Source organism: Acidobacteriota bacterium, from assembly GCA_003696075.1.
Classification (GTDB): Bacteria; Acidobacteriota; Polarisedimenticolia; order J045; family J045; genus J045.
In genome coordinates this window covers 1-25,037 of record RFHH01000129.1, presented here as the reverse complement: position 1 = coordinate 25,037, position 25,037 = coordinate 1, and the positions used below count along the sequence as shown (strand labels likewise).

23 protein-coding genes are annotated in these 25,037 nt (G+C 69.2%); 13 read left to right on the top strand and 10 right to left on the bottom strand.

The features are described 5' to 3' along the window. The 9 genes from D6718_08670 to D6718_08630 all read right to left on the bottom strand — a co-directional run. Window positions 1-506: hypothetical protein (locus tag D6718_08670; GenBank protein ID RMG45038.1), on the bottom strand; the 506-nt coding region annotated here is incomplete at its 3' end. 1 nt (window position 507) lies between these two features. Then, a complete protein-coding gene (locus D6718_08665; GenBank protein RMG45037.1) occupies window positions 508-1,611 on the bottom strand; it encodes a hypothetical protein in 1,104 nt (367 codons plus the stop codon). A gap of 114 nt (window positions 1,612-1,725) precedes the next feature. Further along, the gene (locus D6718_08660; GenBank protein ID RMG45036.1) at window positions 1,726-3,165 is read right to left on the bottom strand and encodes a hypothetical protein; all 1,440 of its coding nucleotides are present in this window, start codon (window positions 3,163-3,165) and stop codon (window positions 1,726-1,728) included. 192 nt (window positions 3,166-3,357) lie between these two features. Beyond that, window positions 3,358-4,398 carry a hypothetical protein gene (locus D6718_08655; GenBank protein RMG45043.1) on the bottom strand — a complete coding sequence of 347 codons (1,041 nt, stop codon included), beginning with the start codon at window positions 4,396-4,398 and terminating at the stop codon, window positions 3,358-3,360. An 874-nt stretch (window positions 4,399-5,272) separates the two neighbouring features. Then, entirely contained in the window at window positions 5,273-6,709 is a 1,437-nt protein-coding gene (locus tag D6718_08650) for a TrkH family potassium uptake protein (GenBank protein RMG45035.1), read from the bottom strand. Window positions 6,710-6,716: 7 nt separating this feature from the next. Then, window positions 6,717-8,072 carry a Trk system potassium transporter TrkA gene (gene trkA / locus D6718_08645; protein RMG45034.1) on the bottom strand — a complete coding sequence of 452 codons (1,356 nt, stop codon included), beginning with the start codon at window positions 8,070-8,072 and terminating at the stop codon, window positions 6,717-6,719. Between the two features lie 58 nt (window positions 8,073-8,130). Further along, on the bottom strand, window positions 8,131-9,522 hold the full coding sequence (locus D6718_08640; GenBank protein ID RMG45042.1) for an NAD(P)(+) transhydrogenase (Re/Si-specific) subunit beta: 1,392 nt from the start codon (window positions 9,520-9,522) through the stop codon (window positions 8,131-8,133). 15 nt (window positions 9,523-9,537) lie between these two features. Then, on the bottom strand, window positions 9,538-9,819 hold the full coding sequence (locus tag D6718_08635) for an NAD(P) transhydrogenase subunit alpha (protein ID RMG45033.1): 282 nt from the start codon (window positions 9,817-9,819) through the stop codon (window positions 9,538-9,540). Then, window positions 9,819-11,009: a Re/Si-specific NAD(P)(+) transhydrogenase subunit alpha gene (locus tag D6718_08630; protein ID RMG45032.1), complete on the bottom strand. Its 1,191-nt coding sequence runs from the start codon at window positions 11,007-11,009 to the stop codon at window positions 9,819-9,821. Before D6718_08630 ends, D6718_08635 begins: the two co-directional genes overlap by 1 nt. A gap of 393 nt (window positions 11,010-11,402) precedes the next feature. Here D6718_08630 and D6718_08625 point away from each other — a divergent pair, with 393 nt between their 5' ends. From D6718_08625 to D6718_08565, 13 genes are all read left to right on the top strand, one after another. Then, complete coding sequence (locus D6718_08625) at window positions 11,403-12,068, top strand: cytochrome C (GenBank protein ID RMG45031.1); 666 nt, start codon at window positions 11,403-11,405, stop codon at window positions 12,066-12,068. Then, window positions 12,056-15,118, top strand: a complete 3,063-nt coding sequence (locus tag D6718_08620; protein ID RMG45030.1) for a 4Fe-4S dicluster domain-containing protein — start codon at window positions 12,056-12,058, stop codon at window positions 15,116-15,118. The genes D6718_08625 and D6718_08620 overlap by 13 nt, the downstream gene beginning before the upstream one ends. Window positions 15,119-15,121: 3 nt before the next feature. Continuing rightward, window positions 15,122-16,531 (top strand): hydrogenase, encoded by a 1,410-nt coding sequence (locus D6718_08615; GenBank protein ID RMG45029.1) that lies wholly within the window; start codon window positions 15,122-15,124, stop codon window positions 16,529-16,531. Between the two features lie 12 nt (window positions 16,532-16,543). Continuing rightward, a complete protein-coding gene (locus D6718_08610) occupies window positions 16,544-17,107 on the top strand; it encodes a DUF3341 domain-containing protein (GenBank protein ID RMG45028.1) in 564 nt (187 codons plus the stop codon). Window positions 17,108-17,156: 49 nt separating this feature from the next. Beyond that, complete coding sequence (locus tag D6718_08605) at window positions 17,157-17,780, top strand: cytochrome c (protein RMG45041.1); 624 nt, start codon at window positions 17,157-17,159, stop codon at window positions 17,778-17,780. Continuing rightward, window positions 17,777-18,958: a quinol:cytochrome C oxidoreductase gene (locus D6718_08600; GenBank protein ID RMG45027.1), complete on the top strand. Its 1,182-nt coding sequence runs from the start codon at window positions 17,777-17,779 to the stop codon at window positions 18,956-18,958. The genes D6718_08605 and D6718_08600 overlap by 4 nt, the downstream gene beginning before the upstream one ends. 1 nt (window position 18,959) lies before the next feature. After that, window positions 18,960-19,310, top strand: a complete 351-nt coding sequence (locus tag D6718_08595; GenBank protein RMG45026.1) for a hypothetical protein — start codon at window positions 18,960-18,962, stop codon at window positions 19,308-19,310. Next, window positions 19,307-20,143, top strand: coding sequence for an SCO family protein (locus D6718_08590; protein ID RMG45025.1), 837 nt, complete (start codon window positions 19,307-19,309; stop codon window positions 20,141-20,143). Before D6718_08595 ends, D6718_08590 begins: the two co-directional genes overlap by 4 nt. Before the next feature lie 16 nt (window positions 20,144-20,159). After that, window positions 20,160-21,140, top strand: a complete 981-nt coding sequence (gene coxB / locus D6718_08585; GenBank protein RMG45024.1) for a cytochrome c oxidase subunit II — start codon at window positions 20,160-20,162, stop codon at window positions 21,138-21,140. Window positions 21,141-21,195: 55 nt separating this feature from the next. After that, the gene (gene ctaD / locus D6718_08580; protein RMG45039.1) at window positions 21,196-22,866 is read left to right on the top strand and encodes a cytochrome c oxidase subunit I; all 1,671 of its coding nucleotides are present in this window, start codon (window positions 21,196-21,198) and stop codon (window positions 22,864-22,866) included. A 95-nt stretch (window positions 22,867-22,961) separates the two neighbouring features. Beyond that, window positions 22,962-23,618 carry a cytochrome c oxidase subunit 3 family protein gene (locus D6718_08575; protein RMG45040.1) on the top strand — a complete coding sequence of 219 codons (657 nt, stop codon included), beginning with the start codon at window positions 22,962-22,964 and terminating at the stop codon, window positions 23,616-23,618. A 10-nt stretch (window positions 23,619-23,628) separates the two neighbouring features. After that, window positions 23,629-23,994, top strand: coding sequence for a caa(3)-type oxidase subunit IV (locus D6718_08570; protein RMG45023.1), 366 nt, complete (start codon window positions 23,629-23,631; stop codon window positions 23,992-23,994). A 4-nt stretch (window positions 23,995-23,998) separates the two neighbouring features. Next, a complete protein-coding gene (locus tag D6718_08565; protein RMG45022.1) occupies window positions 23,999-24,640 on the top strand; it encodes a heme-copper oxidase subunit III in 642 nt (213 codons plus the stop codon). A 146-nt stretch (window positions 24,641-24,786) separates the two neighbouring features. On the opposite strand, the gene D6718_08560 is transcribed toward D6718_08565, so the two are convergent. Further along, window positions 24,787-25,037: hypothetical protein (locus D6718_08560; GenBank protein ID RMG45021.1), on the bottom strand; the 251-nt coding region annotated here is incomplete at its 5' end.

Genomic DNA, 25,037 nt, shown 5'->3' with positions numbered 1-25,037 from the left:
GTGTTGGGCCAGTCGGGGACGGCCAGACCCGCGTCGTGGCTGGTGACGAGACCCCCGGCGACGACCAGGAGGAAGGCCGCGGCGGCGGCCACCCAGGCCATCGCGTGGACCCAGTCGGGGGAAGCGCCCGAGCGGCCGAGCCAACGCCCGAAAAGCGCCGCGCCGCCGGCGCCCCACGCCGCGCCGAAGGCGAGCGCCGAGACCGCCGCGGCCGCCAGGCCGAAGCGCCCCGCGGCGCCTTCACCCAGAAGGCTTCCCAGGATCAGGAGGTTGAGCGCGGCCGTCAGCAGGCCGGCGAGCGCGCCGGTGCGCACCGGGCGCTCGGCGAACCGTCCGGCCACGGCGGCCCCCGCCGTCATCGCCGCGAGCATCGCCACGAGGACCGCCGGGCTCGGCAGCGGGGGCCGGGGGAGGCGCGACGCGTAGCCCGCCGCCCACATGGCGACGGTCGTGCCGAAGCCGATCGCCGCGACGGCGCCGGCGCCGCTCCGCCGCCCCCCGCTCACCTCAGGCGCCGCCCTCCCGCCACCTGGTGACGAAGATGTTCGTCTCCCCGCGCTTCGCATTGTGGCGGTTGGAGCAGAACACGAACCACTCCCCGTCGGGAGAGAACATCGGGAACCCGTCGAAGCCGTCGCTGAACGTGATCTGCTCGAGGCCGGTCCCGTCCACGTTGATCATGAACAGGTTGAATTCGCGGCCCTTCGGATCGCCGTAGTTCGACGAGAAGATGATCTTCTCGCCGGAGGGGTGGAAGAAGGGGGCGAACGACGCCGCGCCGAGGTGCGTGACCTGCCGCTTGTTCGAGCCGTCCGCATCCATGACGAAGATCTCGAGACGCGTCGGCCTGACGAGGCCCTGGGCCAGGAGCCGCTTGTAGTCCGCCAGCTCCTCCGGGTCGGAGGGATGGTAGGCGCGATAGACGATCTTCGACCCGTCGGGGGAGAAGAAAGGCCCGCCATCGTAGCCGGGCTCGTTCGTCAACCGGCGCACATCGGTTCCGTCGAGCGCCATGGAGTAGATATCGAGGTCGCCGTCCCGTGTTGAGGTGAAGACGATCCGGTCTCCCTTCGGTGAGATCGTCGCCTCGGCGTCGTAGCCGGGACTCGGCGCCAGCGGCTGCGGTTCCCCGGAACCGTCCGCAGCCCGGACGTAGATATCGTACGAGGAGTAGATCGGCCAGACGTAACCCTGGGACATGTCGGGAACGGGCGGGCACTCGTCGCCCGCGGCGTGGGTGGACGAGTAGAGAATCCGTTCGTCCCCCGGCAGGAAGTAGGCGCACGTCGTCCGCCCCTTGCCGCTGGAGATCAGTCGCGGCTCGCCTCCCGCGACGTCGATCGTGAAGATCTGATCGCAGGAAAACGGCGGGCGCGTCGATTGGAAGACCAGCTTCCGCCCGTCGAACGAGAAGTAGGCCTCCGCGTTCTCGCCGCCATCGGTGAGCATCGTGAGCTCGCCGAAGTGCACCTCGCCGGGTTCGGGCGGGTAGGTGCGCGGCACCCGGCGCTCGTCCGGAACCGGTTCTTCCGCCGGCGGACCGCCGCAGGCGACGAAAAGGGCCGCGAGGAGGAGGAGGAGGAGCGCGAGAGGTGTCTTCCCACCGGGCATGAGAGGGACCTCCGAGGGCGGCCGGACACGTTCTCACGACGCGGCGGCCGGCGCAAGCCGGCGGGGTGGGAGCGGCCGGCGGTGCGGGCCGCGGGCCCGCTGCCGGCCGCCGGGTCAGGGAAGACAGCCGTTGGGAGCGGCGTACAGCGCGTCCCGCGGGCGCACTTGACCGGGGCCGCCGCCATCGTAGCCGTGGTCGGCGTACGCGTTGAAGTCGCGCACGAGATACCACGCCCCCGTTCCGGGCTCCGGAGGAAGGAAAGGGTCGGGGATCGACCATTCGGTGTAGTCGTCCGCGATGCAGGCCTCCGCGGCGGTCGCGAAGTCGCCTCCGGTGATGCGGAGCGTGTCGAGGTCACCCCGGACCACGTCGAAATAGGTCCCGCTGTCGAGCCAGGTCAGCTCGGTGAGAAGGGGCCGGAGGCGCGTGAAGGGCATCTCCGCCAGCCACACGTTGCCGTCGAAGGAACAGGGACCGGCATCGTTGACATCGCAGTCGGGCGGGCCGCCGGCGGGGCCCACCCAGAGCACGGGAGCCTGCGGCCGCCCCGTCACGCAGATCTTGGTGCCGGAGGGATCGTCCCGGTCCACCTGCGCCCAGAGATCCGGATGATCGGCTCGCCGGAGTTCGTCGACGAAGGCCTGTGACATCTCGAAGCCCGCACTTCCCGGTGGGAGCCCCGGGGCGAGGGGGTCGGTGGCCTCGAAATCGACGGGCGGCCCGTAGGGGAGGTCGTAGCTCAGATCGACACCCCAGGAGTACGCGAGACCCGTGGCGGGGCCCTCGAGCACGAAGGCGTTGTGATCGCACTGGGGGCCCAGGGTGACCACGCCCCCCCTCACACCGGTGTCGACGGTGTGGAGCGACTGCACGAGATAGGCCTCCCCGGGCACGATGTCGAAGTTGCCTCCCTTCGGCACGCCGGGATACCACGTGGACAGGGTCCCGTCGCAATTGAGCCTTGCCACCCAGGCGATGTGGTCCGCTCCGCCGAGCTCCCGGAAGAGCTTGGCCGCCGTCCGTATCCCGCTCGTGTACGGCACGGAGATCAGCTCGGAGTAGTCCCCTTCCAGGCGGAAATACGTATAGGTGTCGCCGCCGAACATCAGGAACGGGCGGTCGCCGTCGCGCTCGAGCTGCAGGCCGGCGCCTTCCTCCAGGCAGAAGCAGGAGCTGCCGCAGGACTCGGCGCCCGGCTCCGGCGCCGGGCAACCCTCCGGGGTCGTCGTGCACGCGCCGGTGTCGGCGTGGTAGGTGTACGAGCGGCATCCGCCGGGGTGATAGAACTGCTTCGTCACCGAAACGACGTCCGGAATCTCCGCCGCTACGTCCTCGGCGGAGCGCAGCGGGAAGGCGGGGTCGGTCGCCGGGACGGACAGCGTCTGGTAGCGGCACCATGGATGGAGAGTCCAGGTGATGCATCCGGCGGGATCGCAGGAAGCATGCTCGGCATCGCCGCTCGCCGCGGCCGCCCGATCGGGCGCCCAGGCCAGAGCGGCCGTGGCGAGCGCGATCACGGCGACCGGGCTCCGTTTCCGCGAGACTCGGTTCATGGGAACCCCCTCCACGCAGGCCCCGAGCCCAAGCGATTCGAACGTAGCGCGGCCGAGACGTGGGACAGCCGCGGCCCGCCTCGACGGTGCTGCGGGAGCGCCGCGTCCGCGCGGCGCTAGCCAGTCGCGTGCCTGGGGCCGCGGTGGCGGCGCGGCCCCGATCCCATTTCCGGGACGCGGGGCCGGAGCGGCTCAGGGGCAGGGGGAGGGCTGGCGGGGCGTCCCGTCGGAACCTTGGCCCGCCTCCGACTCGCCGCAGGCGTTCTTGCCGGTGACGAGGTAGTGGAAACCGGTTGACGCGCCCGGCACCTCGGGATCGTCATAGAAGTCCTGGGTCAGCCCGGAGGCGAGGCAGCTCCAGTTCCGGTCGAACGACGGGCCCATCGTCCCCCGGTAGACGTTCGAGGTTTCCGCCTGCTGATCGGGGTTCCAGCGCAGGCGCACCCGGCTCCCCGGGTCGAAGCGCACCGCGGTCGCCGGTCCGGCGGCGCTCCACAGCGAGGCGTTCAGCGGCGCGCAGTCCTGGGTGTCGCCGACGCCGTCGTTGTCGTCGTCCGGGTCGCAGACGTCTCCCGATCCGTCGCCGTCGAAATCGAGCTGGTCGGCGTTGGCATCGCTGGGGCAGTTGTCACAGGCGTTCCCGACCGTGTCGCCGTCTCCGTCGCTCTGGCCCGAGTTGGCGACGTCCGGGCAGTTGTCGATTCCGTCTTGCACCTCGTCCCCGTCGTTGTCGGTGCAAGCGCCCGTGTCCACCGGGGTCATCCCGGCGGCGGGGCTCGGCGAGTGGTACGTGTCGCACTCGAACTGCGCCAGGCCGTTGTTCGTGCCGTAGTTCGTGCCGTGCATGATCCGGCGGGAGTCGCTCACGTGGAACAGGCCGGTGTTGTGCCCGTACTCGTGGATCCAGGTGATCGCCTCGGTGTTGATGTTGCTCAGCCGCACCACGGCCATCCCGTTGCCGGGGGTCCAGGCGCACCCGATGATGTTGAACCCGGGGCCACCGCAGTAGTTGATCGCGCGAACGACCTTCACCCGCGCGGCGGGATCGTTGAGGACACTCGTCATCTCCGACGAGCTGTCGATCGTGTCGCGTCCGTCCCCCGGGGTCCCGAAGCTCCGGGCCGTGCCCGAACGGCTGACGGTGATGCAGCAGGCCACGTCTCCCGAGTAGTCGGATCGCCCCGCGCGGAGGCTCGCGTTCTCGAGGACGTCGTCGAGACGGGCGTCGGTCATCTTGTTCGTCAGATCGACGTGGTTGGCGTAGGTCAGACCGGAATCGTGCACGCGCAGGGCCGGGTCGAAGGAGGATGTCTCCGGGCGCGGGCCGGGCTCCGGTCCGGGGTCGAGCTGCGCGCGCCGGCCGTCCGTGGGAGGCAGGCCGGCCGCCGCCGGCGCGCGGTGCCGGCTGCGGCTCCGCCAGAGCGCGAGCAGGTCCGCGGCGATCGGTCCCAGGTCGCGGCCGGCCGGCGCGAGTTCCAGGCGTCCCTCGGCGAGGGCCAGGAGCCGGTCCCCCGCTTCCGGCGCGCCGCTCCAGGCGAGCCCCCGCAAGGCCATCTCCACCAGGTCGGCCCCCATCCGCTCCGGGTCGGGCGAGCGCGAGGCGGCGCGGCGCAGGAGCGACCGGTCGCCGGCGGGATCGGTCCACTCGAGCAGCAGCTCGAGCGCCGGGGCGTCCCCGCGCGCAGCGATCATCCCGAGCGCCTGCGGCGCGAGCAGCAGGGCCCGGTCCTCCTCCGGAATCGAGCCGGAGGCCGGCGGACGGTCGAGAAAGGCGACGAGCGCCGCGCGCGCCTCCGGGCCGCCGAGATGCGCGAGGAAGCCGACGAGGTTGTCGCGCCGGTCGAATCCCGGGTCGCCGAGCAGCTCGAGGATGCGCGGCACGCCCTCCTCCCCGACGGCGCGCCGGGCGATCTCTTCCGTGATCCCGTGGATGTAGGTCGCCCGCAGGGCGGCGTCGAGATCGGCCGCCGCGTCCGCCCCCGGCACCGGCACGCCGGCCGAAAGGACGAGAGCCGCCGCGACGATTCGTCCGCACCACCGCATCGCATGCACCTCCGGCCCAGCCCGACCGACAAGTTACGCCGATCGGCCCGAGGGGGCGAGGGGGTCACCGGCGCCAGAAGCCGGGAAGGAAGACGAGGATCAGCGTGTACAGCTCGAGCCGGCCGGCGAGCATCAGCCCGCTCAGCGCCAGCTTCGCGTAGCCGGCGAGCCAGGCGAAATTGTCGGTCGGCCCGACGCCGCCCAGTCCCGGGCCGATCCCAGCCATGGCCGTGAGCGTGGCGCTCCATGCCGTCTCGGGATCCGCGCCGGCCGCGCCCAGCACCAGTGTTCCCGCGGCGGCCAGGGTCAGGTAGAGGGCGAAAAAGCCCCAGATCGCCGCCAGCACGTCGCGCGGGACCGGGTTGCCGCGATAGACGACCGGGGTCACGGCGTGGGGGTGGATCATCCGGCGGAAGCTCATGCGGAGCGCGCGGAACGCGATCAGCGTGCGCAGCGTCTTGAATCCCCCGGCCGTCGATCCCGCCATCCCGCCCACCGCGAGGATGGGGAAGATCAACGCATGGAGCACCGGCGGCCAGCGCTCGAAATCGGCCGTCGAGTAGCCGGTCGTGGAGATCAGCGAGACGACGGTGAAAAACGCGTCCTCGACCGCCTGACCGATCGCCTGACCCTCGGCGACGAGCACGGCGGTCGCAGTGCCGGCGAAAAAGAGCACCATCAACACGTACCAGTGCAGCTCTTCGTCGCGCAGGGCCTCTCGCCAGCGGCCCGTGGCGATCCGGAAGTGGATCACGAAATTGACGCTGGCGAGGAACATGAAGAGGATCACCACCCAGTGGATGTAGCTGCTCGGATAAGCGGCGATGGACGCGTTCCGCGGCGAGAATCCGCCCGTCGCCATCGTGGTGAACGCGTGGTCGACCGCCTCCAGAAGGGGCATGCCGCCCAGGACGAGCAGCAGCACCTCCGCCGCGGTCAGGCCGACGTAGGTGCCCCAGAGGTAGCGGGCGGTCACCGACAGCCTGGGGGCGAGCTTGTCGGTGACCGGTCCGGGCGCCTCGGCCTTGAACAGCTGCATCCCGCCGACGCCGAGCACCGGCAGCACGGCGATCGTGAACAGGATGATCCCCATGCCGCCGATCCACTGCGTGAGCGCTCGCCAGAACAGGAGCGAGGCGGGCCACGCCTCGATGTCGGTCAGCACCGACGAGCCGGTCGTCGTGAAGCCGGAGACCGACTCGAAGATCGCGTCGATCGGCCCGAGGCGGCCCGCGAGCACGTAGGGCACCGCGCCGAGCAGGGACACGGTGATCCAGCCGGTGGTGACGACCAGGAAACCGTCGCGCACCAGGATCTGCGCCCGCGAACCGCGGCCGGCGAGCCAGCCGGCCAGGCCGAGCAGGAGGGCCAGCGCGATCGCGCCGGCGAAGCAGCCCGCCGGCTCGCCGAACGCCAGCGCCAGCGCCAGCGGGAGCAGCAGGAAGCCGCCCAGGAGCCACGCCAGAAAACCGACGATGCGCAGATCCTGCCGCAGGTTCATCGCCGCTTCACCGCTCCAGCCACTCGGCGAACCGCTCGGCGGCCTCGGCGAGCACGAAGGCGAGGGCGTGCGAGCCGGGGGGGATCGTGTCCCGGCCGCCCGGGATCGACACGCCGGCCGGCGTTCTCACCGCCGTGATCAGAACCCCGGGCGGCAACCCCACCTCCCCGAGCGGCTTGCCAGCCAAAGGCGAGCTCTCGTCGACGTCGATCGCGGCCACCTCGATCAGCTCGTGCGGAAGGCTGGCCACCTCCTCGTAGTGGGCGCCCCGGACGAACCTGAGGATGGCGCTCACCGCTCCGAGTCGAGGGGACACCACCGCGTCCAGGCCCATCTGCTCGGCGACCAGGATGTAGGTCGGGTTGTCCACGAGAGTGATCACCCGCGAGGCGCCGGCCCGGCGCGCCAAGACGGAGGAAAGGAGGTTGTTCTCGTGGTTCCGCGTGGCCGCGACGAAAGTGGTGTGGCTGTCGATCCCCGCCTCGGCGAGGAGATCCTCGTCCGTGACGGGGCCGCAAAGGACCGTCGCCTCCGGCATCGCCACCGCCAGCTCCTCGGCCTCGTCGCGCCGGCTGAGAATGAGCGTGGTCCGGAGCCCGCGTTCCAGGGCGTAGCGCGCCACGTTCCGCGCGATGTGACCGCCGCCTCCGATGACCACGCGCGGCTCCCGGTCGAACCGGTGCCCCATCAGGCGGACGACCTGACCGATCTCTTTCTTGACGGCCGAGAAGTAGGCGACGTCCCCCACCTCCAGCGCGGTCGAGCCTCCCGGGATGAGGGCTTTGCCCTTCCGGTAGATCGCCGCGACGAGCACCTGTGCGTCCCGATACTGCTTCCGGAGGGAGGCCATGCTGCGCCCGACCAGCGGGCATTCGGGTCCCACCCGAAAACCAGCGACGATCACGCTGCCGTCCAGCATCTCGGCGACGTCGACAGCGTGGGGCACGTCGAGCATCGCGCCGATGCGGGCGGCGGCCACGCGGTCCGGACTGAACCCGTAGGTCTTCCCGCGCCAGCTCCGTGCAAGCTCGGCGACGTTGTCCAGGTACTCGTCGGCGCGCAGGCGCACGACCTTGGTCCTCACGTCGAACGCGGTGCCCGCGAGCAGGGCCGCGATCAGGTTCATCTCGTCGGAGTCGGTGACGGCAAGGAGGAGATCGGCGCGGCCCAGGCCCGCCTCTCGCAGGACGGAGAGGGAGCAGCCGTTCCCGGTGATGACCTGGACGTCGAGCTTGTCGAGGATCTCGCGCGCCTTCTGCGGGTCGCGCTCGACCACCACGACGTCATGGCCGTCCCGCGACAGGCGCAGGGCGCAGGTGCGGCCGACGACGCCGGCCCCAACGATCACGACGCGGAGCGTCATCGGCCTGCCCTCCGGGCGGCACCGCGGGCGGCGGCGTGCCCGCGCCGATCCGGCCGGGCTACGCCGCCTCCTTGAGTGCGGAGATCAGCTCCAGGACCGCCTTCTTTCCGTCGCCGAAGAGCATGAGCGTGTTGTCGGCGGCGAAGAGCGGATTGGGGATGCCGGCGAATCCGGGGCTCAGGCTGCGCTTGATGACCACCACCGTGCGCGCCTTGTCGACGTTGATGATCGGCATCCCGGCGATCGGGCTCTTGGGATCGGTCCTGGCCACGGGGTTGACCACGTCGTTGGCCCCGAGCACGATCGCGACGTCGGTCTGCTCGAGCGAAGGGTTGATCTCGTCCATCTCCTTGAGCTTGTCGTACGGAACGTCGGCCTCGGCGAGGAGCACGTTCATGTGGCCGGGCATGCGGCCGGCGACCGGATGGATGGCGAACTCGACGTTGGTGCCGCGCGACTCGAGCAGGTTCATCAGGTCCCGCACCGCGTGCTGCGCCTGGGCCACCGCCATGCCGTAGCCGGGGACGATCACGACCTGCCGGGCGTTCTCCAGCAGCATCGCGACCTCCTCCGCGGATGCCGACTTGACGCGGCCCGCGTACACGTCGTCCGCGCTGGCCTTCTCGCCGGCCTCCCCGAGGACCCCGAACAGGACATGCGCCAGGGAGCGGTTCATCGCCTTGCACATGATCTGCGTCAGGATGATCCCCGACGCGCCGACCAGCGATCCCGAGATGATCAGGACCGAGTTCGAGAGCACGAATCCGGTGGCGGCGGCGGCGAGACCGGAATAGGAGTTCAGCAGGGCGATGACCACCGGCATGTCCGCACCCCCGATGGGGATCACCAGCAGGATCCCGAGCACCGAGGAGACCGCGACGAGCACCCAGTACGTCAGGGTCTGCTCGGGGGCGTAGACGAGGTAGCCGCAAAGGCCGAGGGCGGCGGCCCCGATGATCGCGTTGATCGCCTGCTGTCCGGGGAAGATGATCTGGTTGCCGCTGATCAGCTCCTGCAGCTTGGCGAAGGCGACGAGGCTGCCCCAGAAGGTCACCGCGCCGATCAGGCCGGACGCGGCTGTCGCCACCGTGAACTGCGTCGACAGGGCCTTGTGCTCGATCACCAGCTCGAGAAGCGCCGCCCCCGCCACGAGGACGGACGCTCCGCCGCCAAAGCCGTTGAAGAGGGCCACCAGCTGCGGCATCGCCGTCATGTGGATCTTGATCGCGAGCACGGCGCCGAACAGGCCGCCGATGACGAAGCCGAGGATGATCCACTGATAGGAGATGATCTCCTTGGCGAGGAGCGTGGCCACCACCGCGACGGCCATGCCGAGGGCGCCGAGGAGGTTGCCGCGGACGGCCGTCCGCGGATGCGTCAGCCCCTTCAGCCCGAAGATGAACAGGACCGACGCGACCAGATACGACAGGTTGATCAGGGTGGGGCTCAGCGTGATGTCCACGGCTCAGTCCTTCTTCCGGAACATTTCCAGCATCCGGTGCGTGACGAGAAAACCGCCGATGACGTTGATCGTCGCGAAGATGACCGCGACGAACCCGAGCATCTTCGGCACGAACTGGTTCTCCGATCCCGCCGAGATCAGCGCTCCGATGATGGTGATCCCGGAGATCGCATTCGAGCCCGACATCAGCGGGGTGTGCAGCGTCGGCGGGATCTTGGTGATGATCTCGAAGCCGACGAAGATCGCCAGCACGAAGATGGTGAAGGCCGCAATCAGTCCTTCCATCACGCGTCCTTTCCGGGCGTGTTGCCGCCCGCGGCTGCGGCTTCGCCGAGCAGCTCGGCGATCCGCGGGTGAACGACCGATCCAGAGTGCGTGACCAGCGTGCCGCGGATGACCTCATCCTCGGTCTCGAGCTGCGGCTGGCCGTCCTTGATCAGGAGCTGGAGGAGGTTGACCAGGTTTTTCGAGTACATCTGGCTTGCGTGGTACGGCACCGTCGACGGGAGATTGGTCGGCCCGAGGATCGTCACCCCGTGCGCGTGGACCTCCTCGTCGGCGCGGGTCAGCTCGCAGTTGCCGCCCCGCTCCGCGGCGAGATCGACGATGACGGAGCCCGCCCGCATGCTGGCCACCATCGGCTCCGTGACGAGCACCGGCGAACGCTTGCCGGGGATGGCGGCCGTGGTGATCACGACGTCGCTGTCCGCGACCACCCTGGCCATCATCTCGCGCTGCTTGCGGTAGAACTCCTCGCCGAGCTGCTTCGCGTAACCGCCCTCGTCCTCGGCTTCCTCGGTTTCCAGCTCGAGTTCGACGAACTTGCCGCCGAGCGACTCGACCTGCTCCTTCACGGCGGGGCGGACGTCGTAGCCGCTGACCACCGCTCCGAGCTTCCGCGAGGTGGCGATGGCCTGCAGGCCCGCCACTCCGGCGCCGACGACGAACACGTGCGCGGGCGTGATGGTCCCGGCCGCCGTCATCATCAGCGGGAACATCCGCGGCAGGGCCGCGGCCGCCAGGAGCACCGCCTTGTACCCGGAAATCGTCGCCATCGACGACAGGGCGTCCATGCTCTGGGCGCGGGTGATCCGCGGGACCATCTCCATCGCGAGGAGCGAGATGCCCTTCGCCGCCGCGGCGCGGACCGCGTCGAGGTTCCCGAGCGGATCGGCGAAGCCGACGACGATCTGTCCCGACCGCAGCGCGGCCAGGTCGGCTTCTCCGCCGGTGCGGTTGGCGCCGGGCGCGCGCACCATCATCAGCAAATCGGCGCGCTCGAACACCTCGCGCCGTTCCGCCGCGATCCGGGCGCCTTTCTCCCGGTACTCGTCGTCGGGGAAGCCGGCGGCCGTTCCGGCGCCCGCCTCGACGACGACCTCGATGCCCAACTTGGTCAGAGCGGGGACCAGCGCCGGCACGAGCGCGACACGCCGCTCTCCCGCAAACGTCTCCTTCGGTACGCCGACGATCATCGGTTTCCTCTCTCCACGGCGCTCGGCGGGCGATCCTCCGGCCTGTCCGGCCGGCCGGCGCCGGCGCCGGCTGACCCCGTGCGTCGGGGTGGCGGATGATGCTAGGCTACTGCGCCCTGCCCTGTGGGCCGCACGAACCCTGGGTCGCGAAGCGCCCTATTCTAGCCACGTTTTCGACGCGCTCACCCCACCCGGGACGAACGGGCTGGATTAGTCGGCCGGGGCATCGGATAAGCCCGCCGGAACGGCCGTGCGGACCGCGGATTCGAGCGGCACGCGGCGCGGCCGGCGGGACGGGTCGGCCGGGGATGGGTGGGCCAACCCCGCGGAACCCGAGCGGACGGTCCGGGGGGCGTTGACTTCGCCCCCTCGGTGGATAGGATCGCCAGCCGTATGAACGACTCGCCGAAGAGGGTTAGCTGGAGGTTCCCGCGCTGGAGCAACCTGCTCCGGCCCGCGCTCGGTGGGGCGCTGGTCGGCCTGCCGGTCTACCTGACCGTGCTGGTCTGGCTGGGCGGTTCCGCGAAGACGATCAACGTCGGCTACGCCCCGAAGCAGCCGGTTCCCTACAGCCACGCGCTGCACGCGGGCAAGCTCGGGATCGACTGCCGGTACTGCCACACGACCGTCGAGACGGCCCGGTTCGCCGCTCTTCCGCCGACGCAGATCTGCATGAACTGCCACACGCGCGTCCGCACGAACTCACCGAAGCTGGCTCTCGTCCGTCAGAGCCTGATCACCGGCCGCCCGATCCCTTGGGTCAAGGTCCACGACCTGCCGGACTACGTCTACTTCGACCACGGGGCGCACGTCGGGGCCGGCGTCGGTTGCGTGGAGTGTCACGGCCGGGTGGACAGGATGGAGGTCGTCCGCACGGTGAAGCCGCTGAACATGGCGTGGTGTCTGGACTGCCACCGGAATCCCGACCCCCATCTGCGGCCCGCGGACAAGGTCACCGATCTGGCCTGGCGCCCGGATGACCCGCTCGCCACCGGGCGCCGGATCCGCGAAGAACGGGGCATCGCGCCCCGAGTGGACTGCTGGACATGCCATCGATGAAACGAAACGGCAAGGGGGTGGCCCGGTTCTGGCGCGGGCTCGACGAATACGCCGGCGGGCCGGAGATCGAGGGGCTGCTGGAACGCGAGTTCCCGGCTCCGCCGCCGGAGGGGGACGACCCGGAGACGCGGCGGACCTTCCTCAAGCTGATGGGCGCCTCGATCGCCCTGGCGGGGATGACCGGCTGCCGATTCCCGCGGGAGACGATCGTCCCCTTCACCGACCGTCCGGCGGGGCGGATTCCCGGGGTTCCGGTCCGGTACGCGACCGCTTTCGAGCTCGGGGGGGCGGCGATCGGGGTGCTCGTCACGAGCTACGACGGGCGGCCGATCAAGATCGAGGGCAACCCGGACCACCCGGCGAGCCGGGGCGGGACGGACGCGATCGCCCAGGCGAGCATCCTCGGCCTGTACGACCCGGACCGCAGCCGCTCCCCGCTCGAGCGCGCGGAGGGCGGCGCCTACGCCCCCCGGAGCTGGCGGGACTTCAAGAAGTTCGCCACCGCACACTTCGAGGAGCTGCGCGGAGCGCGGGGCGAGGGGCTCGCGATCCTCTCCGCCGCGTCGAGTTCGCCCAGCCTGGCGGCGATGCGGAGGCGGTTGCTCGACGCGATGCCGCAAGCCCGCTGGTACGAATACGAGCCGATCTCGTTCGACGCCGAGCGGGAGGCGACACGCCGCCTCTTCGGCCGGCCGCTGCGGAGCGTGCTCGAGCCCGCCGCGGCCGACGTGCTGGTCTGCCTCGACGCCGATCTGATCGGCGAACACCCGGACCGGGTGCGGCTCGCCCGCGAGATCGCGAAGAGGCGGCGGGGCGAGGACGGGAGCCTATCGCGCGTGTACGCCCTCGAACCGGGGGTCTCGCTCACCGGAGCTCTGGCCGATCATCGGCTCGCCGTGCGGCCCTCCCGCCTCGTCCGACTGGTATGGCTGCTCGCGCACGACCTCCTGGTCGAACACGGGCTGCTCCGCGATCTGCCCGGGGAGTTCGCCGGCGCGCTCGCCGCGGCCGCGGAGGCGGTCGGGAAGGGCCCGGAGCGCGAGTTCGTGCTCACCCTGGCGCACGATCTGGCCGCGCACCGCGGGCGCGCCCTCGTCGTCGCCGGCCCGCGGCTGCCGGCTGCCGTTCACGCTCTCGCGGCGCTCGCCAACCACGCCCTCGGCGCCGTGGGGCGGACGGTGGCCTACGTCCCCGACCCGGATCCCGATCGCCCGGATCATCTGGAGGCGATCGGCGAGCTGGCGGAACGGATGGCGGCGGGGAAGGTCGGCACCCTCCTGGTCCTCGGCGGCAATCCCGCCTACGACGCGCCCGCCGACCTCGACTTTCCCGAGCTGCTCGCCAAGGTCCCCGTGTCCATCCATCTGGGAGAGTCTCAGGATGAGACGGGGCGCGCGTGCCGGTGGCATGTCAACCGAGCGCACTACCTGGAGAGCTGGGGGGACGCTCGGAGCTGGGACGGCACCGTTTCGGTCGTGCAGCCGCTGATCGAGCCGCTGTTCGGCGGAAAGAGCCCCCTCGAGCTGCTGGCGCTCGCCGCCGGCGACGAGGCGAAATCCGCGCACGCGATCGTGCGCCGGACCTTCGCCGAGAACGGCTGGGACGGCGGCTCCGAGACCGGGTGGCGCCGCGCGCTCCACGACGGGCTCGTTCCCTCGACGGCCTGGCCCCGTGAAGCGCCCGCTCCGCGGATCGGCGGCCTGGCGGAATGGATCGGCGTCCCGGAGGCCGCGGAGGAGGAGGGGGGGATCGAGCTGGTGCTGTCGCCGGACCCGCGGCTGTGGGACGGGCGGTTCGCCAACATCGGCTGGCTCCAGGAGCTGCCCGAGCCGGTGACCAAGCTGACCTGGGACAACGCGCTGCTGCTGGGCGTCCAGGATGCGGCCAGGCTCGGCGTGGAAACGGGCGACGTCCTCCGCGTGACCGCCAACGGGCGGTCGATCGAGCTGCCGGCCTACGTGCTGCCGGGCCAGGCGCCCGGTGCCGCGTCCGTCTGGCTGGGCTTCGGCCGGAGAGCGGCGGGGCGCGTGGGCGACGGCGTGGGCGCCGACGCCTACCGCCTGCGCACGCGGGCGGCGGCCGGTTTCGTGTCCGGGGTGGAGGTGGCGAAGACGGGCCGGCGGGAAGAGCTGGCGGTGACTCAGCTGCACTGGGCGATCGACGCCCGTGGACGCCGCGAGCGCGGCCGGCGCGCGGAGGAGCTGATCCGCGAGGCGACGATCGAGCACTACCGGGAGCATCCCGACTTCGCGAAGCACATGGGGCACCATCCCCCGCTCGTGTCGCTCTTCTCCGAGCCGATCGAGTACGACGGCTACAAGTGGGGGATGGCGATCGACCTCGCCGCCTGCACCGGCTGCAACGCCTGCGTGGTCGCCTGTCAGGCCGAGAACAACATCCCCGTCGTCGGCAAGCGCGAGGTGATCAACGGCCGGGAGATGCACTGGATCCGGGTCGACCGCTACTTCAAGGGAAGCCCGGAGAGTCCGGAACTGGCGTTCCAGCCGGTGACGTGCCAGCAGTGCGAGAACGCTCCCTGCGAACAGGTGTGTCCGGTGGCGGCGACGGTGCACAGCGCCGAAGGCCTGAACCAGATGGTCTATAACCGCTGCATCGGCACGCGTTATTGTTCGAACAACTGCCCGTACAAGGTGCGGCGGTTCAACTTCTTCAACAACTGGAAGCACGTGACCCCGCTGGAGGCGATGCAGCACAATCCGGAGGTGACCCTCCGCAGCCGGGGCGTGATGGAGAAGTGCACGTTCTGCGTGCAGCGGATCGAAGCCGCCCGCCATCGGGCGAAACTCGATCCGGAAGAGCCGCGGCGCCGGATCCGGGACGGTGAGGTCGTGCCCGCCTGCGCCCAGGCCTGCCCCACCCAGGCGATCGTCTTCGGCGATCTCAACGATCCCGAGAGCCGCGTCTCCCGGATGCACGCCCATCACCGCGCCTACCCGATCCTGGCGGAGCTGAACGTGAGGCCCCGCAACGTCTACCTGGCGAAACTGAAGAACCCGGTGCCCGACACCGGCGGCACGGAGCACGCCTGATCCATGAGCACGCAGGCGATCGGCTATCGGCCCTACGGCGAGGACACGCCGCTCGAGCGCCCGCCGCTCGTGCTCGGCGACAACGATTTCCACTCGATCACGGAGAAGGTGAGTCGGGTCGTCGAGCGGCCGAAGCCTCCCCGCGGCTGGTACGTGTCGCTCGCGGTCTCGGGCCTGCTGACCCTCGTTCTTCTCGCGATGGTCGTCTATCTCATCTCGACCGGGATCGGCGTCTGGGGCGTCAACATCCCGGTGGGGTGGGGCTTCGCCATCGTCAACTTCGTGTTCTGGGTCGGGATCGGTCATGCCGGGACGCTGATCTCGGCGATCCTGTTCCTGTTCCGCCAGCAGTGGCGAACGAGCATCAATCGGGCCGCCGAGGCGATGACGATCTTCGCGGTCATCTGCGCCGGCATGTTCCCGGCGATCCACGTGGGGCGGGTTTGGTTCGAGTACTGGATCTTCCCGATCCCCAACTGGTCCGGGATGTGGCCCAATTTCCGCAGCCCCCTGCTGTGGGACGTCTTCGCGGTCAGCACCTACTTCACCGTGTCGCTCGTCTTCTGGTACATGGGGATGATTCCCGATCTGGCGACGCTCCGTGACCGTGCCCCGACCAAGGCGCGGAGGATCGCCTACGGGTTGCTGAGTCTCGGATGGCGCGGCTCCGCCCGGCAGTGGCACCGGTACGAGGTCACGTACCTGCTGCTGGCGGCGCTGGCCACGCCGCTGGTGCTGAGCGTTCACTCGGTGGTGAGCTTCGACTTCGCGGTGGCCCAGCTCCCCGGATGGCACACGACGATCTTCCCGCCGTACTTCGTCGCCGGCGCGATCTTCTCCGGTTTCGCGATGGTGCTCACGCTGCTCGTGCCCGCACGTCAGTTCTTCGGGCTCAAGGAGCTGATCACCATGCGGCACCTGGAGAACATGTGCAAGATCATCCTGGCGACCGGGACGATGGTCGGATACTCCTATTCGATCGAGTTCTTCATCTCCTGGTACTCGGGGAACCTGACCGAGTTCTTCGTGTTCCTCAACCGGGCTTTCGGTCCGTACGGCTGGGCGTACTGGATCATGTTCACCTGCAACGCGATCGTGCCCCAGCTGTTCTGGTTCAAACGCGTGCGGACCAACCTCGTCTGGATGATGATCATCGGCGTGCTGGTGAACGTGGGCATGTGGTTCGAGCGGTTCGTCATCGTCATGTCGCTCCACCGGGACTTCCTGCCCTCGTCGTGGGGCATCTACATTCCCACCTGGGTCGACATCCTGACGCTGCTCGGCTCGTTCGGCCTCTTCTTCTTCCTGTTCACCCTCTTCTGCCGCTTCGCCCCGTTCATCGCCATGGCGGAGGTGAAAAGCGTGATGCCGGCCTCGCATCCGCACCGTGCGGCAGCGGGCGCCGGCCACTGAGGGGAGGTCGCGATGAGCGGAAGCACCGCCGAGCGGGGCGATCAGGGACAGCTCGCGGGACTCCTCGCCCGGTACGAGGACGTCGATGCGCTGCTGGACGCTTGCGCCCAGGTGCGGGACGCCGGGTACCGGCAGTGGGACGCGCTGACGCCGTTTCCCGTTCACGGCATCGAGGCGGCCATGGGGAACCGCCGGACCCGCCTGCCGTGGATCGTCTTCGCCGGTGGGGCGGCAGGGGCGGTGACCGGCCTGTGGCTGACCTGGTGGACCCATGCGGTGTCCTACCCGCTGGTCATCTCGGGCAAGCCGTTCTTCGCCCTCCCCGCCTACATCCCGGTGGTGTTCGAGTTGACGGTGCTGTTCGCCGCGCTGACGGCGTTCGTGTCGATGATCGCCCTGAACGGATTGCCCCGGCCCCATCACCCCCTGTTCGGCGCCCGCGGCTTCGACAAGGTCACGGACGACGGCCTGTTCATCTTCGTCGACGTCGCCGACCGGATGTTCGACCGGGTGGCGACGGCCAAACTGCTCGAGGAGACCGGGGCGCTTTCCGTCGAGGAGGTGCGGGATGAGTGACCGGCGCGGCGCGCCCCGTTGGCTCCGGCCGGCCTTCCTGCTGGCGGTGGTGCTTTCCTGGTTACCGCTCGCGCTGGTGGCGAAGGCGCGGTTCTCGACCTCGACGAAGCCGCCGATCCACCTGTTCACGGACATGGATCAGCAGCGGAAGTTCAAGACCCAGTCGGTCAATCCGCTGTTCCGCGACGCGCGGGCGATGCGGCCGCCGGTCCCCGGGACCGTGGCGCGCGGAGAGCTGCAGCTCGACGAGCACTTCTATGAAGGGAAGGTCGACGGCGAGTGGGCGACCACCTTCCCGGATCAGGTCAAGATCGACGCGGAGGCGCTGCGCCGCGGTCAGGAGCGGTACAACATCTACTGCGCGCCGTGCCACGGGCTGGCCGGCTACGGCGACGGGATGGTCTCCAGGCGGGCGGAGCAGCTCGAGGAGCCGGCCTGGGTCCCGCCCAGCTCGTACCACACGGACCTCGTCCGCTCTCGTCCTGTCGGACACATCTTCAACACGATCACGTACGGGATTCGCAACATGCCGGGGTACGGCGCCCAGATCCCGGTGGCCGATCGGTGGAAGATCGTCGCCTACGTGCGGGCGCTCCAGCGGAGCCAGAACGCGTCTATCGAGGACGTTCCGGAAGCGCTCCGGGATTCCCTGCGGCAGGAGGCGGCGCCGTGACGCTGAACGACGATCGGTTGGACTATTCGGCGCGCGGACGGCGGGTCGCGCTGGCCGGTTTCCTCGTGGCGATCGCCGGATTCGCCGCCGGGCCGCTGCTGGCGGGACCGGACCGGTTCCTGCGCTCCTACCTGGTGAGCTTCGCCTACTTTCTCAGCCTGGCGCTCGGGGGGCTCTTCTTCGTGCTGCTCCAGCACCTCACGAAGGCGGGCTGGTCGGTGCTGGTGCGCCGGTTGGCCGAAGCCGTCGCCACGGCGGTGGTGCCGCTGGCGGTGCTGTGCCTGCCGGTCTTGTGGGCCCTGCCGTCTTTGTACCGCTGGGCGGACCCCGATCACGCCGCCGGCGATCCGCTCATCGCCCACAAGTCGGGCTATCTCAACGTCGAGTTCTTCGTGGCTCGGTGGGTGCTCTATTTCGTCTGCTGGTGCTCGTACGCTCTCTATTTCCACAAACTCTCGCGCGAGCAGGACGAAAGCGGCGACCCGTCGCTCACGATCCGGATGGAGCGGGCGAGCACCCACGGAATGATCCTCTACGCGGTCACCCAGACGTTCGCCGCCTTCGACCTGCTGATGTCGCTCGATCCGCACTGGTTCAGCACGATCTTCGGTGTCTACTTCTTCGGCGGCAGCACGGTGGCCATTTTTTCACTGCTGGCGGTGATGCTGGTCCGCCTCCAGCAGGCCGGATACCTGCAGCGGTCGATCACCGCCGAGCACTACCACGACATCGGGAAGTTCCTGTTCGGCTTCGTCATCTTCTGGGCGTACATCGCGTACTCCCAGTACATGCTCATCTGGTATGCGGACATCCCGGAGGAGACCGAGTGGTTCCTCAAGCGGCAGAGCGGCGATTGGGCCCGGGTCGGCCTGCTGCTGATCGTCGGCCACTTTCTCGTGCCGTTCCTGTTCCTCCTCTCGAGGGTCCCGAAGCGGCGGAAGGGAGCGCTGGCGGCGGTCGCGCTCTGGGTCCTCGCCATGCATTGGGTCGATCTCTACTGGGTCGTCATGCCGGAATTCAGCCCGGGCCGCGTGCCGCTCTCGATCGCCGATCTGGCGGGGCTGGCCGCCGTGGGCGGTGTCTTCGTCGCCTGGACGGCCCATCGGCTGGGGCGGGCCCCGCTGGCCCCGGTGCGCGACCCACGGCTGGCCGAGTCGCTGGCGCTGGAGAACGCGTGAGATGACGACGGGATCCGGAATCGCGGGAAGTTCGAGCGAGAAGGCGCGGAGGGGCGACGACGTGGATGTCGTGTCGACCTTCCTGTACGGGGCGATCGGCATCGCCTTGGTGGTGGAGATCATCCTCGCCGTTCAAGGATTCTTCTTCGCCTACGAACAGAAGGAGCTGGAGCGCAAGGTCGTCGAGCGGCCGTATCAGGAGCTGGTGACGTTGCGGGCGCAGCAGGAGAAGCTGCTCCACTCGTACCGGATGCTCGACCCGGAGACGGGGCGCGTCGCCATTCCGATCGAGCGGGCGATGGAGCTCACCCTCCAGGAGCTCGAGGCCGGAAGGCCGGAGGACGCGCGGTGACGAGCAGGCTCCCGATCGCGGCTCTGGTCGCGGCGGCGGCCGCCTTCAGCTGGCCGGGAGCCGCCCGCGCGCAGGTGGCACGGGAGCTGCCGCCCGAGCTGCAGGGCGTGCGGATCGAGGAGCACCTGGGCCGGAAGATCCCGCTCGACCTCACCTTCCGGGACGAAGAGGGCCGCGAGGTTCGACTGGGCGACTTTTTCGGCCACGGTCGGCCGGTGATTCTGACGCTCGTCTACTACGAGTGCCCGATGCTTTGCAATCTGGTGCTCAGCGGCCTCGTGCAGGCGCTCGAGGAGATCGACTGGACCCCCGGACGGGAATTCGAGATCGTGACGGTCAGCTTCAACCCCCGCGAGACCTCTGCGCTCGCCAGGCTCAAGAAACGGAATTACCTGGAAGCGTACGGGCGGCCGCAGGCGGAGAAAGGCTGGCACTTCCTCACCGGCGAGGAACCGGCGATCGAGAAGCTCACGCAGGCCGTCGGGTTCGGCTACCGGTGGAACGAGGAGCGCAAGGAGTACGCGCACCAGGCAGCGATCTTTCTCCTCGCGCCGGACGGGAAGATCACGCGGTACCTCTACGGTGTCCTGTACGAACCACGGACGCTGCGGCTGTCTCTCGTCGAGGCGGCGGGAGGCCGGATCGGGTCGACTCTCGATCGCGTCGTGCTCTACTGCTTCCATTACGACGCCTCGGAAGGCCGCTACACACCCGTGGTGATGAACTTCGTCAGGGCTGGCGCCGGCCTCGTCGTGGTGCTTCTGGCGCTCTTGCTCGGCTCCCTCTGGCTGCGGGAGCGGGCGCGTCGCGGCCGGGCCTCCGGCGACGTATGAACTCGGGGCTTCGAACATGACAGACCACCCAGGCACGCCGATTCCAGCGGCCCTCCTCCTCGGCGCGGCACCCGGACCGTTCCTCCCGGAGCAGGCCTCCGACGTCGCGCGCGAGGTGGATTTCGCCTTCTATTTCCTCACCGGCGTATCGGCCGTCTTCTTCGTGATCCTGGTCGGGGCGACGCTCTGGTTCATGTGGCGGTACCGCGCGCGGCCCGGCCGCGAGCCGGAACCCAGCCCGAGCCACAACACCGCGCTCGAGCTGACCTGGAGCATCATCCCCGCGATCCTGCTGGTGATGATGTTCTGGTACGGGTTCAAGGGCTACATGGACATGTACGTCCCGCCGGTGGACGCCTACGAGATCAACGTCGAGGGGCAGAAGTGGGCCTGGAGCTTCCAGTACCCCAACGGCTACATCGACAACGAACTCCATCTTCCGGCCGGGCGTGACGTGACGCTCGTCCTCACATCGAAGGACGTGATCCACAGCCTGTACATCCCCGCCTTCCGGGTGAAGCGCGACGCCGTCCCCGGCCGGTACAACAAGGTCTCCTTCCGGGCCATCAAGCCGGGGGAGTACACGCTGTTCTGCGCCGAGTACTGCGGCACGAGCCATTCGGACATGCTGGCGAAGGTCGTCGTCCACGAACCGGGCGACTTCGAGCGCTGGCTCAAGCGCGCGAGCGACATCGTGGGACGCATGCCTCCCGCGGAGGCCGGCGAGCTGCTCTACCAGAAGCGCGGATGCAAGCAGTGCCACTCGACGGACGGCTCTCCGGGCGTGGGGCCGACGTTCAAGGGGATCATGGGCCGGCGCCGGGTCCTCACGGACGGGTCGGAAGTCGTCGTGGACGAGAACTTCATCCGGGAGTCGATCCTCTACCCGCAGGCGAAGGTCGCGGCCGGTTTCGACCCGGTGATGCCGACGTTCCAGGGACGGCTCAAAGACGAGGAGATCGACGCGATCATCGCGTACCTGAAGACGCTGAAATGACAGCGGTCGGGCCGCGACGGCCCGTCACCGGAGCGCGGAGCAACCGATGAGCGTGATGGACACGACAGCCGACGACGCCTTGGCCGGGGCCGCCGAGGGCACGAACTATCTGACGGAGCCTCGCGGACTGCTGTCCTGGCTCTTCACGCTGGACCACAAACGGATCGGCGTGATGTACCTGGTGAGCACGCTGACCGCGTTCTTCATCGGCGGCGTGTTCGCCCTGCTGGTCCGGACCGAGCTGTTGACCCCGGGCAAGACGATCGTCGACGCCGATACTTACAACCAGATGTTCACCCTGCACGGGGCGATCATGATCTTCATGTTCCTCATCCCGGGGATTCCCTCGGCGATGGGGAACTTCGCGCTCCCGCTGATGCTCGGCGCCAAGGACGTGGCGTTTCCGCGCCTGAATCTGGCGAGCTACTGGGTGTACGTGCTCGGATCGCTGTTCTTCATCGCGGCGATGTTGATGAACGGGGTGGACACGGGCTGGACCTTCTACGCCCCGTACAGCACCACCACGACCACCAGCGTGACCACCGTCGTGCTGGGGGCGTTCATCCTCGGGTTCGCCTCGATCTTCACCGGACTCAATTTCATCGTGACGATTCACAAGCTTCGGCGGCCCGGGATGGGATGGTTCCAGATGCCGCTGTTCGCCTGGGCACTGTACGCCACCAGCATCATTCAGATCCTGGCCACTCCGGTCCTGGGCATCACGCTGCTGCTCATCGCCGTGGAGCGGGTGATGGGGGTCGGTTTGTTCGACCCGGCGCTCGGGGGCGATCCCGTGCTGTTCCAGCATTTCTTCTGGTTCTACTCCCACCCCGCCGTCTACATCATGGTGCTTCCGGCGATGGGCGTCGCGAGCGAGATTGTCTCGACGTTCAGCCGCAAACATATCTTCGGTTACAAGTTCATCGCGTACAGCAGCGTCGCGATCGCGGTCATCGGATTCCTGGTGTGGGGGCACCACATGTTCACGTCCGGCCAGTCGAATCTGGCCTCGACGATTTTCAGCTTCCTCACCTTCGCGGTGGCGGTGCCGTCGGCGATCAAGGCGTTCAACTGGGTCGCCACGATGTACAAGGGCGCCGTGCGGCTGGACACCCCCATGCTCTACTTCCTTTCCTTCCTGTGGCTTTTCCTGATCGGGGGGCTCACAGGTCTGTTCCTGGCGACTCTCGCCACCGATGTGCACGTACACGACACCTACTTCGTTGTGGCGCACTTCCACTACGTCATGGTGGGCGGCACGGTGTCGGCGCTCCTGGGGGCGCTGCACTACTGGTGGCCGAAGATGTTCGGCAGGATGTACAACGAAAAGCTCGGACGGATCGGAGCGATCCTGGTTCTGGTGGGATTCAACCTCACCTTCTTCGTGCAGTTCATCGCGGGGACCAAGGGCATGCCCCGCCGCTACTACAACTACCTGCCTGAATTCCAGAAGTACCACGTGATCTCCACGATGGGCTCCTACCTGATGGGGGTCGCCTTCCTGTTGATCCTCGGCTATCTGCTCCACTCGCTGTTCAGGGGACGTCCGGCGCCCGCGAATCCATGGGGCGCGAACACCCTCGAGTGGCACACCACTTCACCGCCGCCGGTCCACAACTTCCTGAGCCCGCCGGAGGTGTCGGATCCGTACGATCACTCGGGATGGCGGTACGACGAATCGGTCGGGGGTTACGTGCGGGCGGCGGCCGAAGGGGTGCGGGCATGAGCGCGGACACGGCGGTGGGGCATGCGGCGCACCCGCCGCACCTGCAGCATCACTTCGACACGCCGGAGCAGCAGTTCGAGGCCGGCAAGCTCGGGATGTGGCTTTTTCTGGCGACGGAAGTGCTCCTTTTCAGCGGGCTGTTCTGCGCCTACGCCATCTACCGTGCCTCGCATCCCGAGACCTTCCGGTTCGCGCACCGGTTCCTCGACTGGCGTCTGGGAGGCCTCAACACGGTCATCCTGATCACCTCGAGCTTCACGATGGCGTGGGGCGTGCGGGAGGCCCAGCTCGGGCGGCGGCGGGCTCTGGCGGTGCTGCTGGCGATCACGCTCCTCTGCGGCGCCGGCTTCATGACCGTGAAGTACGTCGAGTACAAGGCGAAGTTCGAGCACCACCTGCTGTGGGGAACGAAGTTCTCGCCGGACCCGGAGCTCCTCGCGGAGCACGGAGCGGCCGCGCACGAAAGCGGGGCGGAGACCGGGTGGGCGGCCGGCACCGCCCCGGAGGCGCTGCTGCCGAAGGAGCCCCCGGCGAACATGCACATCTTCTTCGGGATCTACTTCCTGATGACCGGGCTGCACGGCCTCCATGTGCTGATGGGGATGCTGGCCATCGGCTGGGTGCTCCGGAGGGCCGTCCGCGGCGACTTTTCCAGCTCGTACTACACACCGGTCGATCTCGTGGGGCTCTACTGGCACCTCGTGGATCTGATTTGGATTTTCCTTTTCCCGCTCCTGTACCTGATCAGCTAGAGGTGACACGATGACCGCCAATGCCGAACCCAACACCGCTGCCGGGAGCCACGGCCCGGGCCACATCAGCTCGCTGAGGCAGCTCGTCGCGGTCTTCGTTGCGCTGCTCGGACTCACGGTGGTGACGGTGGCGGCCGCGCAGGTGGACCTCGGGGACGCCAACGTCTGGATCGCGTTGGGGATCGCGGCGCTGAAGGGATCGCTGGTCGTTCTTTTCTTCATGCACCTGCGGTACGACTCGCCGTTCAACGCGGTGGTGTTCGTCGCGGCCCTCGTGTTCGTCGCGTTGTTCATCGGCATCGCGCTGCTCGATCGGGAGTCGTACCAGCCGCAGCTCATCGAGGGGTACGCCCCGGCGATCCAGCAGGCGCGCTGATCCCATGGCCGCCGGCGGATCTCCGGTGGCCGGACGGCGGAGCCCGGGCCGTGGACTCGACCCCCTGCTGCGCCGGCCGCAGCGCCCGCCCGGGGTCGGGCGCCTGGGCCTGACGCTCTTCCTCGCTTCCCTCACGATGCTCTTCGGCGCAGGGCTCGCCGGTTACCTCGTGACGCTCCTGGCCGCTCGAGAATGGCCTCCTCCGGGGGCTCCCCCCCTGCCGCGCGGGCTGTGGCTGAGCAGCGCGCTGGCGCTGGCGGTGAGCGGCGCCGTGCAGCGCGCCTTGCAGCGGATTCGGGCGGGGGATGCCGGGGGGCTGGCGCGGTGGCTCCGGCTCGCCCTGCTCTGCGCTTTCGCCTTCCTCGCCTCGCAGGCGTGGAACTGGACGGCGCTGGCCGGCCGGGGCGGACCCGCGGGCGTGCGCAACCTCTACGGGTTCAGCTTCTACTTCCTGACCGTCCTTCATGCGCTCCACGTGCTGGGCGGATTGATCCCCTTGGGCGTCACCACCGCGCGGGCGGCGGCGCGGCGCTACGCTCCCGGAGCTCACGAAGGCGTGTCGCTGTGCGCAGCGTACTGGCACTTCCTGGCGGCCGTCTGGCTGGTGATCTTCGCCGCACTCCATGTCGGGGGGATGATCCGGTAGGAGAACGGGAAGGAGAGTCCCGCCGGGCGCGGAGCGGGCGAGGTTCCGGTCGGGAACCGTTCCGGCCGGGAGCCGAAGCGAGGGACCGGCCGCGCGGCGCCTCGCGCCGGCTTCCGCGGCGGGAGCCGACGGAGCGTGCCGGAGGGCTACGGGACGGCGCGCCGGGGCTTTCGCCCGCCGGCGCTCTTGGCGTCGGACAGATCGGCCGGTTTCACCGGAGAGATCCGATCGGCGGCGTCCCCGGCGGCTCGCCGGCCCCCCGGAAGGCGCGCTTCGCCTTCGGCGATCTCCCGGGGAGAGATCGACCCCCGATCGAAGAGCCGCCGGCCGGGCGCGCCGCACCCGCCAGCGGTCCCGGGCGCGGAAGGACGGGCTGCACGCGGGGCCTCCCGAAGCG

Bases quoted from the DNA above. Each gene is read 5' to 3' on its own strand.
- D6718_08665 (RMG45037.1), bottom strand. From the start codon at position 1,611: ATGCCCGGTGGGAAGACACCTCTCGCGCTCCTCCTCCTCCTCCTCGCG.
- D6718_08660 (RMG45036.1), bottom strand. From the start codon at position 3,165: ATGAACCGAGTCTCGCGGAAACGGAGCCCGGTCGCCGTGATCGCGCTC.
- D6718_08655 (RMG45043.1), bottom strand. From the start codon at position 4,398: ATGACCGACGCCCGTCTCGACGACGTCCTCGAGAACGCGAGCCTCCGC.
- D6718_08650 (RMG45035.1), bottom strand. From the start codon at position 6,709: ATGAACCTGCGGCAGGATCTGCGCATCGTCGGTTTTCTGGCGTGGCTC.
- trkA (RMG45034.1), bottom strand. From the start codon at position 8,072: ATGACGCTCCGCGTCGTGATCGTTGGGGCCGGCGTCGTCGGCCGCACC.
- D6718_08635 (RMG45033.1), bottom strand. From the start codon at position 9,819: ATGGAAGGACTGATTGCGGCCTTCACCATCTTCGTGCTGGCGATCTTC.
- D6718_08630 (RMG45032.1), bottom strand. From the start codon at position 11,009: ATGATCGTCGGCGTACCGAAGGAGACGTTTGCGGGAGAGCGGCGTGTC.
- D6718_08625 (RMG45031.1), top strand. From the start codon at position 11,403: ATGAACGACTCGCCGAAGAGGGTTAGCTGGAGGTTCCCGCGCTGGAGC.
- D6718_08620 (RMG45030.1), top strand. From the start codon at position 12,056: ATGCCATCGATGAAACGAAACGGCAAGGGGGTGGCCCGGTTCTGGCGC.
- D6718_08615 (RMG45029.1), top strand. From the start codon at position 15,122: ATGAGCACGCAGGCGATCGGCTATCGGCCCTACGGCGAGGACACGCCG.
- D6718_08610 (RMG45028.1), top strand. From the start codon at position 16,544: ATGAGCGGAAGCACCGCCGAGCGGGGCGATCAGGGACAGCTCGCGGGA.
- D6718_08595 (RMG45026.1), top strand. From the start codon at position 18,960: ATGACGACGGGATCCGGAATCGCGGGAAGTTCGAGCGAGAAGGCGCGG.
- coxB (RMG45024.1), top strand. From the start codon at position 20,160: ATGACAGACCACCCAGGCACGCCGATTCCAGCGGCCCTCCTCCTCGGC.
- ctaD (RMG45039.1), top strand. From the start codon at position 21,196: ATGGACACGACAGCCGACGACGCCTTGGCCGGGGCCGCCGAGGGCACG.
- D6718_08575 (RMG45040.1), top strand. From the start codon at position 22,962: ATGTGGCTTTTTCTGGCGACGGAAGTGCTCCTTTTCAGCGGGCTGTTC.
- D6718_08570 (RMG45023.1), top strand. From the start codon at position 23,629: ATGACCGCCAATGCCGAACCCAACACCGCTGCCGGGAGCCACGGCCCG.
- D6718_08565 (RMG45022.1), top strand. From the start codon at position 23,999: ATGGCCGCCGGCGGATCTCCGGTGGCCGGACGGCGGAGCCCGGGCCGT.